Annotated in this window: 9 protein-coding genes, 1 other RNA gene and 3 pseudogenes; 11 read left to right on the plus strand and 2 right to left on the minus strand. The window is 46.8% G+C overall.

Features of this window, described 5'->3' with window-relative positions:
- Entirely contained in the window at nt 1-369 is a 369-nt protein-coding gene (locus SU60_RS19150) for a YraN family protein (RefSeq protein WP_041156917.1), read from the minus strand.
- Nucleotides 356-2,167, minus strand: a complete 1,812-nt coding sequence (locus tag SU60_RS19155) for a penicillin-binding protein activator (protein ID WP_041156918.1) — start codon at nt 2,165-2,167, stop codon at nt 356-358. The genes SU60_RS19150 and SU60_RS19155 overlap by 14 nt, the downstream gene beginning before the upstream one ends.
- A 68-nt stretch (nt 2,168-2,235) precedes the next feature.
- Between SU60_RS19155 and rsmI the strand changes: the two genes are divergently transcribed.
- From rsmI to murG, 11 genes and pseudogenes are all read left to right on the plus strand, one after another.
- Nucleotides 2,236-3,099: a 16S rRNA (cytidine(1402)-2'-O)-methyltransferase gene (gene rsmI, locus SU60_RS19160; protein ID WP_041156919.1), complete on the plus strand. Its 864-nt coding sequence runs from the start codon at nt 2,236-2,238 to the stop codon at nt 3,097-3,099.
- A 134-nt stretch (nt 3,100-3,233) separates the two neighbouring features.
- Nucleotides 3,234-3,675, plus strand: an RNA gene (gene rnpB / locus SU60_RS21050) — RNase P RNA component class A.
- Nucleotides 3,676-3,852: 177 nt separating this feature from the next.
- Nucleotides 3,853-4,803 (plus strand): 16S rRNA (cytosine(1402)-N(4))-methyltransferase RsmH, encoded by a 951-nt coding sequence (gene rsmH, locus SU60_RS19170; RefSeq protein ID WP_041156921.1) that lies wholly within the window; start codon nt 3,853-3,855, stop codon nt 4,801-4,803.
- 5 nt (nt 4,804-4,808) lie between these two features.
- Nucleotides 4,809-5,126, plus strand: coding sequence for a cell division protein FtsL (gene ftsL, locus SU60_RS19175; RefSeq protein ID WP_041156922.1), 318 nt, complete (start codon nt 4,809-4,811; stop codon nt 5,124-5,126).
- Nucleotides 5,123-6,909: pseudogene (locus tag SU60_RS19180) on the plus strand (penicillin-binding transpeptidase domain-containing protein). Before ftsL ends, SU60_RS19180 begins: the two are co-directional and overlap by 4 nt.
- A gap of 58 nt (nt 6,910-6,967) precedes the next feature.
- Nucleotides 6,968-8,442: pseudogene (murE, locus tag SU60_RS19185) on the plus strand (UDP-N-acetylmuramoyl-L-alanyl-D-glutamate--2,6-diaminopimelate ligase).
- Between the two features lie 2 nt (nt 8,443-8,444).
- Entirely contained in the window at nt 8,445-9,809 is a 1,365-nt protein-coding gene (locus SU60_RS19190; RefSeq protein ID WP_041156923.1) for a UDP-N-acetylmuramoyl-tripeptide--D-alanyl-D-alanine ligase, read from the plus strand.
- Nucleotides 9,809-10,891 carry a phospho-N-acetylmuramoyl-pentapeptide-transferase gene (gene mraY / locus SU60_RS19195; protein ID WP_041156924.1) on the plus strand — a complete coding sequence of 361 codons (1,083 nt, stop codon included), beginning with the start codon at nt 9,809-9,811 and terminating at the stop codon, nt 10,889-10,891. Before SU60_RS19190 ends, mraY begins: the two co-directional genes overlap by 1 nt.
- 39 nt (nt 10,892-10,930) lie before the next feature.
- Entirely contained in the window at nt 10,931-12,244 is a 1,314-nt protein-coding gene (murD, locus tag SU60_RS19200) for a UDP-N-acetylmuramoyl-L-alanine--D-glutamate ligase (protein ID WP_041156925.1), read from the plus strand.
- Nucleotides 12,245-12,262: 18 nt separating this feature from the next.
- A complete protein-coding gene (ftsW, locus tag SU60_RS19205) occupies nt 12,263-13,474 on the plus strand; it encodes a cell division protein FtsW (RefSeq protein WP_041156926.1) in 1,212 nt (403 codons plus the stop codon).
- Nucleotides 13,475-13,481: 7 nt separating this feature from the next.
- A pseudogene (gene murG / locus SU60_RS19210) lies at nt 13,482-14,521 on the plus strand (undecaprenyldiphospho-muramoylpentapeptide beta-N-acetylglucosaminyltransferase).
- Nucleotides 14,522-14,533: the final 12 nt, after the last annotated feature.

Below are 14,533 nucleotides of genomic sequence, written 5' to 3' on the forward strand. Positions count from 1 at the left end.
TTATCCTTCAGATATTGCGTTTTGTATCCAGTTGATATCTCGACCATTATTGTGAATGGCGATGACATCGAAACGGTAGTCTATGGTGTGTATCGACTGTTTTTGTCTGCTTAACCAAATTTGCGCGGTTTTAACCAGTTTACGCATTTTGGAATAGGTCACCATTTCAGCGGCGGAACCATAGCGATCGTTGTTACGGTATTTGACTTCAACAAACACGATAGTTTCATCTTGTTGAAATATTAAGTCAATTTCTCCGACTTTTGTCAGAAAATTTTGTTCGAGAAAGCGTAAACCCTGGCGCTGCAGGAATTGCTTCGCCAGGGATTCATATTGGTTGCCAATTTGTCGCTTGCTAAAAAGACCCATACTCGGCCCAGCTGAGTTCACTCTGGACAACACAGTTACTATCAATGCTTAACACGCCAGTCTGGCCTCTAACGGATAACCCAGGAACGACCTTCATCTGAGGCAGCTCTCCAATCAATTTGTATGCATCCATACCTAGCGCAGTAAGACGTTTTGCCACGTTTGATTGATCTGACCAAAGCTCATTCATTTCTGAGATGACGGTGAGATCAGGTTCGATCAAAAGCGGGATGTCACTGTAGGTAATACCATTGAGATCAGAGTATGTCGCTCCACCACTGTTACTACGAGAGTTCGAAAACAGTTTCGGTGGCTTGTCATGTGGGTTAATTGCAACTTCGATAAATGGTTTGATTAATGTTAACTCTGTGTTTCTCGCTGCAATATACACCGCATCAACATCTCGTCGGCTGCGGGGTTGTGTTTCGAGTTTGACACCTGTTAACGATTCCATCTGAGCGATGCGCTGTTTGCTTTCTTGCAAGCCGAATACATCGTTGATATCTCGTTGCAGTTCGCGGGTATCGCCAAATAGTCGGCTGGCAACGTTCGTTGAGCTGTGTTTTTTCCATTCCTCTTTGAAGGCTTGTAGAACGCGTTCACCATAACTGCCTTTAGGGGCAAGGACCAGCGGAAAATTATATCCTTCATTGAAGATATGCTTTGCCGCTTGAGCCACTTCTTGTTCTGGTGACAAGGTCAGGTAACAAATGTTCGTTCCCGGTTGCACATCTTCCGGAATGTTTAACGCTAGTGCTGGAATAGCAGGACCTGTGCTCGAGCCGTCTATGGTTGTCTGCAATTCTTCTACATTTTCTTTTTGTAGTGGACCAACAATAAAATCAATATTCTCGCTGATCAGGCGTTGTTTGATTTGTTGTGGTGTATAGGCGTGCGTGTCAATGACGGTTACGGTCGCACTTGGATCGCGATTCTGATCATTCATCATTGCAAACATAAATCCGTCACGGATGAGTTGAGCTTGTGGGGCAAATTTACCCGTTAACGGCAAGAGTAGCGCAGTGTTATTTGGTTTGACGATCTCCAGCGTTAAGATCTTCTGGATCTCTTCAGGCGTGTAGGTAGCCGCAGGATGTGTTGGGTTTTCTTGTAACCAGCGCTCAATGGTATTTTTTAGCTGTGAGAGATTTCCTGACAAGGTTTTGGTGTAAATCGACAGTTGCAACCATCCGTCAAGCACATCTTCGCTTGGCTCAGTTTGCAGAGCGGTGAGCTCCTGCTCTGAATAGCTGCCAAAGTTCATCCAAATGCGGCTAGAAATGTCACGTTTCTCGGCCGATGAAGAATACTGACTCAACATCACTAACTCGCGGTTGGCTTCAAACGGTTGATTGAGGCTTTGGTAAGCTTCTGCACGAACAGAGTAGTAATCTTTCCACTGATCGCTTGGTAGCTTCCACCAAGGCTGAAAGTTAAGTAGTTGTATTACTTGAGCGTAGTCGCCCTGTTTCTGCTGCATGTTTGCACGCGCGAGCTGCCATTCTGCTTGTTGCACTTCCGACAACTGCTGACGAGCCAGACGGTTAATCAACAGTTCAGCTTCGTCAAACTGGTTGGCTTGGATGGCAGCCTTGGTTGCCATGATCAACCAGTCATTTTGCAAGCTACCTTCAGAGCTATCCGCTCGAATAATATAGCTCTGAACCGACTGGGTGGGCTCAAGTGTGACATCGACGCCATCAGGCTGTCTCGGGCCCGACGAACAGGCCGCAAGGGTAATTGCTAGTGCAACAGGAGTGAGTATGCGTGGTACACTGAGTCTCTTATGGTTAATCATTGCCGTGAGTTCTCTATAATTTTGTACAAAATTGTCTTTATATTAATCGTTGAAGTGATGGTAAACAAATGACAGATAAAAATAATTTGCCGAATGAGGGGCCAACTCTCTTTATTGTACCGACTCCAATCGGAAATTTAGCGGATATCACTCAACGTGCTATCGAAATTCTGTCAAGTGTGGACATGATTGCCGCTGAGGATACCCGACATACGGGTAAACTATTGTCTCACTTCAATATTCAAACCAAAACTTTTGCTTTGCATGATCATAACGAGCAACAAAAAGCACAGATTTTGGTGGAAAAGTTGCTGTCTGGTCAATCTATCGCATTGGTTTCCGACGCTGGTACGCCGCTCATCAGCGATCCAGGATACCATTTGGTGACAAAATGTCGTCAAGCGGGCGTAAGAGTTGTTCCTCTTCCAGGTGCTTGTGCGGTGATTACTGCGCTTAGTGCTTCCGGTTTGCCGTCTGATCGCTTTAGTTTCGAAGGTTTTCTTCCACCAAAAAGTAAAGGACGCAAAGACAAGTTCTTGGAAATTTCATCGGCAGAGCGCACGTGTATCTTTTATGAGTCTCCTCATCGTATTTTAGACTCCCTACAAGATATGTTAGACGTTCTTGGTCCAGAAAGAGAAGTTGTGTTGGCTCGTGAGCTAACCAAAACGTTTGAAACGATTCAGGGGATGCCTTTAGGGGAGTTAATGGAATGGGTGAAAAGTGACGGAAATCAGCAACGAGGTGAAATGGTTCTGTTGATTCACGGCCACCGGGAAACCGCAGACGATTCTCTACCGGATGACGCGTTACGCACACTGGGTATCTTGACCAAAGAGTTACCGTTAAAGAAAGCAGCAGCACTGGTTGCAGAAATCCATAATTTGAAGAAAAATGCGCTCTACAAATGGGGATTGGAGAACTTAGATTAATTTAGGGTTGGTGTTCATATTTGACATGCTGTTCGAGCGTAGTCGAGCGAAAAAACATCACTTGATTTCACTTGTTTCATCATATCTGTGATCGTACTAGACTCTGAGTAGATAACTCTATACAATCCGCCGTTGGAGTTGACTGGGTAGTCGCTGCTTTACTGCTGTCCTTCGGGAGACTGACGTTGAAGTCCTTTGGGAGACTGACGTTGACGTCCTTCGGGAGACTGGTAAAGGGGAGGAAAGTCCGGGCTCCGTAGAGCAGGGTGCCAGGTAACGCCTGGGAGGCGCAAGCCTACGACAAGTGCAGCAGAGAGAAGACCGCCGATGACCCTCTATCGTAAGAGAAAGGGCACAGGTAAGGGTGAAAGGGTGCGGTAAGAGCGCACCGGACGGCTAGCAATAGTTCGTTGCAAGGTAAACTCCACCCGGAGCAAGACCAAATAGGCCTCCACATTGCGTTGCTCGCGTAAGGAGGCGGGTAGGTTGCTTGAGCCAGTGAGTGATTGCTGGCCTAGACGAATGGCTACCGCCGCGCAAGCGGAACAGAACCCGGCTTATGTGTCGACTCCAACTATTCGAGACCCATCATTACTTTCAGTAATGATGGGTTTTTTGCATTTAGTTGACGAAAACCATGTCATTACCAATAAACTTAGCATTAAATCACATCTAACTTTAGACTTGTGGTGGCGATGATGTGGGAAATCAGTACACTAATGAATCGCTCCAAGATCATTCAACGAGAACGCTATGACCGAAACCTTCCAACATATTTCCGTGTTACTAAATGAATCTATCGATGGCTTAGCCATTAAACCTGATGGGATTTACATCGATGGCACATTTGGCCGAGGCGGTCACAGTCGAACGATCTTATCCAAGCTAGGTGAAAATGGTCGACTTTACAGTATTGATCGTGATCCCCAAGCGATTGCGGAAGCAGGTAAAATAGATGATGCTCGTTTTACCATCATTCATGGCCCCTTTTCTGGTATTGCCGAATACGCGAAAGAATACGGTTTAGACGGTAAAGTGGATGGTGTCTTACTCGACCTCGGGGTTTCCTCTCCTCAGTTGGATGATGCTGAACGTGGTTTTAGCTTTATGAAAGACGGACCGTTGGATATGCGTATGGACCCAACCACGGGGATTCCCGTATCGCAATGGTTGTTGGAAGCCGATTTGGATGACATCACATGGGTGATTCGTGAATTTGGTGAAGATAAGCACGCAAGACGCATCGCACGTGCGATTGTTGAATATCGCGATAATGAAGAAAATGAGCCCTTGGTACGAACGGGTCAACTAGCAAAACTCATTTCAGATGCTGCACCAAAAAGCTTTAAAGAGAAAAAACATCCGGCAACTCGTGCTTTTCAAGCATTTCGCATTTACATAAACAGTGAGCTTGAAGAGATCGATACCGCGTTAAAAGGCGCGGCAAGTATCCTTGCTCCTGAAGGCCGTTTATCGGTCATCAGTTTTCACTCACTTGAAGATCGCATGGTCAAACGCTTTATGCGCAAAGAAAGCAAAGGGCCAGAAGTTCCGCACGGCATTCCTCTGACAGAAGCACAAATCAACGAGCTTGGCAGTGCGAATATGAAAACCGTCAGTAAAGCGATAAAGCCAAGTAAACAAGAAATTGACATTAACCCTCGTTCTCGCAGCTCAGTGTTAAGAATTGCAGAAAAGCTTTAATTATTATGACGAAAGCCACACCTAACCTTGCTAAATTGATCGCAAGGGACTTAATCACCGTTGGTCATTGGCCATTACTATTGCTGATATTAATTTTGGCGTCAGCAATGGGCGTGGTGTTTGCGACTCATAACGTTCGCCAAGAAATCACGGAAAAAGACCATACATTGGTCGAGCGTGAGAGACTCGATAGTGAATGGCGCAACCTGATGTTAGAAGAAACGGCCTTGGCTGAGCACAGCCGAGTTCAAGACCTTGCAAAAACAGAACTTGATATGAAACGGCCTGATGGCGATAAAGAAGTGGTTATCACACTAAAATGATTAGAAAGAAAACCAACGCTAAACAAGGAAATAAGCGTAAACCTACGGTGAAAAAAAAAGCGGAAGCGAAAACCTCGAGTAACGTGGTGAAAGCAAAAGAGGCTGCTGAACCTTTTTTGATTCGCTGGCGTTTTCACCTGCTGTTGTTGTTTGTTTTACTTGCGTTCGGTCTTTTGGTCGCGCGCGTCGCGTATATTCAAATTATCGAACCCGATAACCTCATTAAGCAAGGCGACCTACGCTCAGTACGGGTAAAATCGATTCCTTCCGCGCGAGGCATTATTTCTGACCGTAATGGTGAACCGCTTGCTGTCAGTGTTCCTGTTGAGGCTGTTTGGGCCGATCCTGCCACGATTTTTAAAAATGATGCCTTAAGTCAAACCCAACGCTGGTACGCACTGGCGGATGTTCTTGGTGTCGACCGTCAAGGGCTTATCAATAAAATCAAACGCAACGAAAAGCGTCGTTTTATCTATTTGCAACGTCAAGTTAGCCCTGCAATGGCGAATTATATTCGCGAGTTAAAGTTGCCTGGTATCGGCTTGAAATCTGAATCTCGCCGCTACTATCCAACGGGTGAAGTAAGCGCTCATTTGGTTGGCGTTACAGGTATTGATGGTCATGGTCTCGAAGGCGTTGAGCGCAGCTATGATGAGTGGCTGACGGGGCAGGAAGGCAAGAAAACCATCCGAAAAGACCGTTATGGTCGAGTGGTAGAGAACATTGCCTGGCAAGACAAACAAGAAGGTAAATCCCTGACCTTAACCATCGACCAACGAATACAGGCGATTGCTTATCGTGCCATCAAACAGGCCGTTGCGGATCACCGAGCAACATCGGGATCTGTGGTCATTGTTGATGTGAAAACGGGCGCGGTTTTAGCGATGGTAAATGCGCCGTCTTACAACCCAAATAACCGCAGTGATTGGCAGAGTTATAAGATGCGTAACCGCGTGATTACGGACTCTATGGAACCTGGTTCCACGATCAAGCCTTTCGTTATTTTGGCGGCGTTAGAAAATGGCGTCGCCACCAAAGACACCATCGTCGATACCGGAAATGGTGTTCTTCGATTGGGTGGTAGCGAGTGAAAGACGTATCACCAGTCGGCAAAGCGAGTCTATCGATGATCTTGAAAAAATCGAGTAACGTTGGTGTGACGAAATTGGCGATGCAGATGCCAGTGGAGGCGTTGTTGGGGCTGTACAGTTCAGTTGGATTTGGTGAGCTCTCTGGTTTGAATCTCGTGGGGGAAGTGACGGGTATTTTCCCAAGCCGCAGCCGTTGGTCGCCAATAGAGCGAGCAACCATTGCGTTTGGTTACGGACTTTCTATTACGCCGATTCAGCTCGCACATGCGTATGCCACACTAGGTAACTTAGGCAAGTATGAGCCTATTCATATCATTAAAAGCAATGATCATGATGTGTCTCGTCAAGTCGTCAGTGCCAAGTATGCTCGCCAAGTATTAGATATGTTAGAAACCGTAACCCAGAAAGGTGGTTCTGCTCGGCGAGCTGCGGTGCCTGGTTATCGCCTTGGTGCAAAAACGGGGACATCGAGAAAAGCTTCTGCGGGGGGATACAGTGATGAATACATTACCTACACTGCTGGCTTGGCCCCGATAAGCGATCCGAAAATCGCGCTGGTTGTGATTGTTAACGAACCACAAGGTGATGATTATTACGGTGGCTCGGTCGCCTCTCCCGTTTTTTCTGAGATCATGAAAGGCGCGCTGCAAATACTGAATATCGCACCAGATGAAAACAAATTTCAGGAGTAGGTTTCAGCCTACTAATAACCAAATAAAGAAAACCTGAGCAGTTGCTCGGAGAACAATTATGACTAAAGCCATCAGTATAGACACGTTGCTTTCACGCTGGGTTGATTGCCCAAGTTTGTCGTCCGTTTTTGTCTCTGAACTGGAACTCGATAGTCGAAGAGTGAAGCATGGTACAACGTTCGTCGCGATTATTGGTCACGTTGTGGATGGGCGTCAGTTCATATCTACTGCCATCAAACAAGGCGCCAACGCAGTGATAGCCCAAGCCTGTGATAATAAACCTCACGGCACGTTAGAGATTGTGAATGATATTCCGGTTGTCTATATCCATGCATTAGACCAACAATTGTCTGAAATTGCAGGGATGCTGTACACCTATCCCGACATGAAGTTAATTGGCGTAACCGGGACGAATGGAAAAACAACCATTACACAACTGATCGCTCAGTGGCTAGAGTTGGTTGGATCCAAAGCTGCCGTCATGGGCACAACAGGCAACGGCTTTTTAAACGATCTGCAACAAGCAGCAAATACCACTGGTAATGCGGTTGAAATTCAACAAACCCTAGCATCATTAGCTGAGAAAAATGCCTTGTACACTGCACTGGAAGTGTCTTCTCACGGCCTGACGCAAGGTCGAGTTAAAGCCTTGTCATTTTCTGCTGGCGTATTTACTAACTTGAGCCGTGATCATCTCGATTATCATGCACGATGGAAGAATATGCCAATGCAAAACTTGCGTTGTTTACCTTGCACGATTGCAAGAAGGCAATCATCAATGCGGACGATAAAGTCGGTGCATGTTGGTTAAAGGTGCTTCCCAATGCCATTGCAGTATCGTTAACACCAAGCCCAAGCCTAGGCAATGCGCTTTGGGCAAATCACGTCACGTATGCAGAGTCAGGCATTACCATCGATTTTGATGGTAAGTATGGCGCTGGGCATTTTCACGCACCATTGATTGGTGAGTTTAATGCGACAAACTTGATGCTGGCGCTTGCGACGTTACTGAGTCTGGGCGTTGACAAGCAAGCGCTGTTAAACACTGCGGGTCAGTTGCAACCTGTTTTAGGCCGAATGGAGCTGTTTCAAACGCCAGCGAAGGCGAAGGTTGTGGTCGATTACGCACATACGCCTGATGCATTAGAAAAAGCGTTGCAAGCTCTGCGCGTGCACTGCCAAGGGCAGTTATGGGCAATTTTGGGCTGTGGTGGCGATCGAGATGCTGGTAAACGCCCGATGATGGCGGAAGTTGCTGAGCGCTTAGGGGATAAAGTGGTCTTAACTGACGACAACCCTCGTAGTGAAGACCCTGAGCTTATCGTCAAAGATATGTTGGCGGGCTTGTCTAAACCTTCCGATGCCATGGTTCAGCATGACCGTTTTTCTGCACTTTCTTTTGCACTGGAGCAGGCCTCTGAGCACGACATCATTTTAATCGCTGGCAAAGGTCATGAAGATTACCAGATACGTAATGGGGAAACCATTCATTACTCGGACCGTGAATCTGCGATACAGCTATTAGGACTTTAATTATGATCAAAGTAACGTTGTCTCAAATTGCTGATATCACCAATGGTGATTTGGTGGGAGAAGATAAGACCATCGAGAGTGTGTCAACGGATACTCGTGCCATCGAGGCAAACTCACTATTTATCGCTTTGGTTGGCGAACGCTTTGATGCGCACGACTTCTGCCAGCAAGCCGTTGATGCAGGTGTAGGGGCTTTGCTCGTGCAAAAACCTTTGGATGTGGACGTACCACAAGTCATTGTTGCAGATAGCAAAGCGGCGTTGGGTGAACTGGCCGCTTGGGTTCATCAGTGTTGCTCGACCCCAACTGTCGCGATTACAGGTAGCTGCGGTAAAACGACAGTAAAAGAGATGGTTGCGGGTATTCTCCAGCAAAAAGGCAAGGTGCTCTTTACTGCGGGTAACTTCAATAACGATATTGGCGTTCCTCTAACGTTATTACGATCTCAACCGTCAGACGATTATGCTGTCATTGAGCTAGGAGCTAACCATATCGGAGAAATTGGGTACACGACCCGGTTAGTTAAGCCCGACATTGCTTTGGTGAACAATGTTGCTGCTGCGCATTTAGAAGGTTTTGGCTCGATTGATGGCGTCAAACAAGCAAAAGGCGAAATTTACCAAGGGCTGAACAAGAATGGTGTCGCGATTGTTAATCTGGATAGCCAAGGCGAAGAGCAATGGCAAGCAGTATTAGCGGATAAAACCGTCATCACCTTTTCATCTTGCGATTCACGCGCAGATTTTTTCGCATCGGATATCTCCCTGAATAGTGAAGGTGAAGCGAACTTTACTTTACATCGCTCGCACGATGGACAACAAATTGAACTCTCGTTAGGGATCATTGGTCAACACAATGTTGCCAACGCGATTGCAGCATCGATCATTGCGTTGCACATGGGAGCGACGATCGAAGAAATTCAAATAGGATTAAAGCACTTAAATAAGGTCAAAGGTCGTGTTGAGGTTGAGCAACTGAGCGCGAACATCAAATTGATCGATGACAGTTACAATGCCAGTGTGCCAGCCATGTTAGCCGCGGTAGACTTATTAGCCTCGTTCAAAGGTCAGCGTTGGCTGATTTTAGGGAATATGGCGGAATTGGGAGATGAAAGTCTTGCACTTCACCGCCAAGTCGGAGAACATGCTGCCCCACAAAAATTTGAATATGTTCTCACATATGGTACAGATGCAAAGGTGATCAGTGATCTTTGTAACGGTATCCACTTTGAGACGCATCAAGAGATGATTGACTACATCAAGCAGCATCTAGACCAAGCCGTTCCTGAACACCACACTATTTTGGTAAAAGGAGCGAACGGTGCTCGTATGTTTGACGTCGCTGCTGCTTTGAAGGAGTATTTTTAATGATTATTTGGCTTGCCGAGCTGCTTCAGCCATACCTGTCTTTTTTCCGTTTGTTTGAATACTTGTCTTTTCGAGCAATTTTAAGCGTTCTTACCGCGTTAGGTCTCTCACTCTGGATGGGACCGATTATGATCAGACGATTGCAGATGCTGCAAATTGGTCAGGTTGTGCGTAACGAAGGTCCTGAATCCCATTTTAGTAAACGTGGTACGCCGACAATGGGCGGTATCATGATTTTGGCGGCGATCTCCATTACGATTTTGCTCTGGACCGACTTATCCAACCCTTACGTTTGGGCCGTGCTTACGGTGTTGCTTGGATATGGTACGGTGGGGTTTGTTGACGATTACCGCAAAGTAGTGCGTAAAAATACCGATGGTTTGGTGGCTCGCTGGAAATATTTTTGGCAATCATTGATCGCTTTTGTGGTGGCATTTGCCCTGTATGCGCATGGTAAAGATACCGCTGCGACGCAACTGGTGGTGCCATTTTTCAAAGATATCATGCCTCAGATGGGCATGTTGTACATCATCTTTACCTACTTTGTCATTGTTGGCACCAGTAATGCTGTCAACCTGACCGACGGTTTGGATGGGCTAGCGATAATGCCGACGGTTTTGGTCGCGGCTGGCTTTGCTGTGATTGCCTGGGCAACCGGTAACGTTAACTTTTCTGAATACTTACATATCCCATACCTACCTCATGCTTCTGAGTTGGTTGTGGTCTGTACCGCGATTGTCGGAGCTGGCCTTGGCTTTTTATGGTTTAACACCTATCCAGCACAAGTCTTTATGGGCGATGTGGGCTCTCTGGCTTTAGGCGGAGCACTGGGCACCATTGCAGTATTGGTTCGTCAAGAGTTCGTACTGGTTATTATGGGGGGGGTATTCGTCATGGAAACACTGTCCGTTATTCTGCAAGTTGGCTCATACAAGCTTCGTGGTCAGCGTATTTTCCGCATGGCTCCGATTCACCATCACTACGAATTAAAAGGTTGGCCAGAACCTCGCGTTATCGTGCGTTTCTGGATTATTTCTATGGTTCTTGTTCTGATTGGTCTAGCCACTTTGAAAGTGCGTTAAGTTTCCGTTTTTCAGACCAGATATACAGTGTGATCATATATGGAACGTTGGCAAAACATACATCAGGTCGTCGTTGTAGGGCTCGGTATTACCGGGCTCTCTGTCGTTAAGCATCTCATCAAAAATCAACCACACCTTGTGGTTAAGGTGATTGATACTAGACCGACACCTCCCGGGGCAGACCGCCTCCCAAAAGGTGTCGAATTACACAGCGGTGGCTGGAATATAGGTTGGTTAGAACGCGCTGATCTTGTAGTAACTAACCCAGGAATCGCACTCTCAACGCCAGAAATTCAAGGTGTTCAACGTCGTGGAACGCCAGTTATCGGTGACATCGAACTGTTCGCATGGGCGGTTAACAAACCCGTGGTGGCAATTACGGGCTCAAATGGCAAGAGCACCGTTACCGATTTGACCGGAGTGATGGCAAAAGCGGCGGGTTTACAAGTCGCTGTCGGCGGTAATATTGGCGTGCCTGCGTTGGATTTGCTGGAACAAGAAGCGGATTTGTATGTACTGGAACTATCAAGTTTCCAGTTGGAGACGACATCAAGCCTTAAATTGAAAGCGGCCGCGTTTCTTAACCTGTCTGAAGACCATATGGATCGCTATGACGATATGGCTGACTATCGCAAAGCTAAGTTGCGTATCTTCCAACACGCTGAACTTGCTGTCGTTAATCGTGACGATCTGGCGACATATCCAGAGGGAAATATCCCCACACAGACTTTTGGCGCGGATAATCATGCTTATGGTTTAGAAGTCGATGGCAATAGAACGTGGTTGCTTGACCATGGTCAAAGGATTGTAGCAAGTGATGAGCTTAAGCTAGTCGGTAAGCACAACTTATTAAATGCTTTGGTGGTATTGGCCTTACTGAAAGCGGCTGGCATCGATTATCACGACGCGTTGAGTGCACTGAAAAATTACACAGGACTGACACATCGGTGTCAGGTGGTTGCTGATAATCAGGGAGTTAAATGGGTCAATGACTCTAAAGCCACCAATATTGCAAGCACAATGGCTGCACTGTCAGGGCTCGAGTCGACGGGGAAACTTTTCCTTTTAGTCGGTGGCGTAGGCAAAGGCGCAGATTTCTCCCCTTTGAAGCCAGTATTTTCAACCTTAGACCTACAACTATGCTGTTTTGGTCAGGATGGGGATGACTTTATGACATTGCACGACTCTGCTTTACGTTTTGAACGAATGGAAGACGTTATTCATCATATCGCTCCGAAGCTAAAGTCGGGAGATATGGTGATGCTGTCGCCTGCATGTGCTAGCTTTGATCAATTCGACAACTTCATGGCAAGAGGTGATGCTTTCGCTGCTCTTGCTCAACAATACGCATAATTATAGGTTACGCATTCCGTGGTTTTAGGGAACATTAAACGCAGTATTGGCAATTGGCTCACTCATCCCGCGCCAGAGGCTCTGTTTGATCGTCAATTGGTGTGGATTGCACTGGGTTTGATGTTGACCGGTCTAGTCATGGTTACGTCGGCATCGTTTCCTATCAGTTCTCGGCTGACGGATGATCCCTTCCACTTTATGTTCCGTCATGCTTCGTTTTTGGTGCTGGCGATAGGGGCATCCGTGGTTATTCTTCAGATCCCTTTGAATGAATGGTTTAAAAGAAGCCATTATTTACTTTGGATCTCGTTTATTCTGCTTATTGTGGTGCTTGTCGCGGGTAAATCGGTCAACGGTGCATCTCGTTGGATTCCACTCGGTCTTTTTAACCTCCAACCTGCCGAGGTTGCAAAGCTTTCGCTGTTTATCTTTATGTCTGGTTATCTGGTAAGAAAGCAAGACGAGGTACGCGAAACCTTTTTTGGCGGCTTTATGAAACCTATTATGGTTTTTGCCTTTTATGCGGTTCTTCTGCTTGGTCAGCCTGACTTAGGTACGGTGGTCGTTATGTTGGTGACCCTGTTTGGTATGCTGTTTATTGCGGGCGCCAAGCTCACCCAGTTTTTAGCGCTTATGGTCGCTGGCATTGGCGCAGTTGTCGGTTTGATTTTGGTCGAGCCTTACCGTATGCGACGCGTTACGTCATTTCTTGACCCGTGGGAAGACCCGTTCGGTAGTGGCTATCAGTTAACGCAATCTTTAATGGCCTTTGGCCGCGGCGAGTGGTTTGGGCAAGGTTTAGGCAACTCGGTGCAAAAACTCGAATACCTTCCAGAGGCGCATACTGACTTTGTGTTTGCTGTATTGGCTGAAGAACTGGGCTTTGTGGGTGTAGTTCTGGTGTTGATACTGATTTTCAGTTTAGTACTAAAAGCGGTGTATATCGGTAAACGCGCTTTCGAAGACGGAGAGGTGTTTGGCGGCTACTTAGCTATAGGAATCGGTATTTGGTTTGCCTTTCAGACGTTAGTCAACGTTGGTGCCGCCGCGGGTATTGTTCCAACTAAAGGTCTTACTCTCCCTCTGATCAGTTATGGTGGTTCCAGTCTGATTATTATGTCTGTCGCAGTATCCATGTTGCTGCGGATTGACCATGAATGTCGCTTAAAACGCGAGCAACAACATGCGAAACAACAATCAGAACTACAAAATCATGAAGAAGCAAAATAAACGTTTGATGGTGATGGCTGGTGGTACCGGTGGTCACGTGTTCCCAGGCCTTGCGGTTGCTAAACAATTACAGCAACAAGGTTGGGAAATTCGTTGGTTAGGAACCGCGGATCGCATGGAAGCCGATTTAGTGCCAAAGCATGGTATTGAAATCGACTTCATTAAAGTTAAAGGTCTAAGAGGGCAAGGAATCAAACGCCTTCTTGCTGCGCCTTTCCAAATTATTAACGCGATCATGCAGGCTCGTACTCATATGAAGCGTTGGCAACCCGATGCTGTGTTAGGCATGGGAGGGTATGTGAGTGGTCCTGGCGGCATTGCGGCTTGGATAAGCGGCATCCCTGTTGTATTGCATGAGCAAAATGCAGTGGCAGGCCTAACCAACCAATGGTTGTCTAAAATCGCCAAGAAAGTGTTTCAAGCGTTCCCTGGCGCCTTCCCAACCGCTGAAGTCGTTGGTAACCCTGTCCGTGAGGACGTGACACAACTTGAGGCACCTGAATTGCGAATGAATAACCGCCAAGGGCCGATTCGGATTTTGGTGATGGGCGGTAGCAAGGAGCGCGAGTTCTTAACCAAACTCTCCCAGAGGTGATGGCAAATTTGGGTAATGAATATTGTATTCGTCATCAAGCTGGCAAAGGGGCTGCAGATGAAGTCAATGCCGCTTACCAAGCTAACCATGTGTCGAATGCGCAAGTGTCTGAGTTTATTGATGATGTTGCCGAAGCTTATGCATGGGCTGATCTATTGGTATGTCGCTCTGGCGCGTTGACGGTATCCGAGGTCTCAGCGGCTGGTGTCGGCGCAATTTTTGTTCCGTTTATGCATAAAGATCGTCAACAGGCGCTCAATGCGGATCACTTAGTTGAGTGTGGTGCTGCCAAAATGATAGAGCAGCCCGATTTGACCGTGGCGTCTTTGACCGCCCAGATCCAGCAGTTAGATCGCCAAACGTTGCTTTCAATGGCTCAGCACGCACGCCAAGCTGCGAAATTAGATGCAGATAAAACGGTGGCGCAAGCTATTGTAACTCTGACCAAATAATTCTGACGAAAC

Origin of the sequence: Vibrio mytili, assembly GCF_000830505.1 — a bacterium.
GTDB classification, from domain to species: Bacteria; Pseudomonadota; Gammaproteobacteria; order Enterobacterales; family Vibrionaceae; genus Vibrio; species Vibrio mytili.

Excerpts from the sequence above, each read along its gene's own strand:
- SU60_RS19150 (WP_041156917.1), bottom strand. The coding sequence starts at position 369 with ATGGGTCTTTTTAGCAAGCGACAAATTGGCAACCAATATGAATCCCTG.
- SU60_RS19155 (WP_041156918.1), bottom strand. The coding sequence starts at position 2,167 with ATGATTAACCATAAGAGACTCAGTGTACCACGCATACTCACTCCTGTT.
- rsmI (WP_041156919.1), top strand. The coding sequence starts at position 2,236 with ATGACAGATAAAAATAATTTGCCGAATGAGGGGCCAACTCTCTTTATT.
- rsmH (WP_041156921.1), top strand. The coding sequence starts at position 3,853 with ATGACCGAAACCTTCCAACATATTTCCGTGTTACTAAATGAATCTATC.
- ftsL (WP_041156922.1), top strand. The coding sequence starts at position 4,809 with ATGACGAAAGCCACACCTAACCTTGCTAAATTGATCGCAAGGGACTTA.
- SU60_RS19190 (WP_041156923.1), top strand. The coding sequence starts at position 8,445 with ATGATCAAAGTAACGTTGTCTCAAATTGCTGATATCACCAATGGTGAT.
- mraY (WP_041156924.1), top strand. The coding sequence starts at position 9,809 with ATGATTATTTGGCTTGCCGAGCTGCTTCAGCCATACCTGTCTTTTTTC.
- murD (WP_041156925.1), top strand. The coding sequence starts at position 10,931 with ATGGAACGTTGGCAAAACATACATCAGGTCGTCGTTGTAGGGCTCGGT.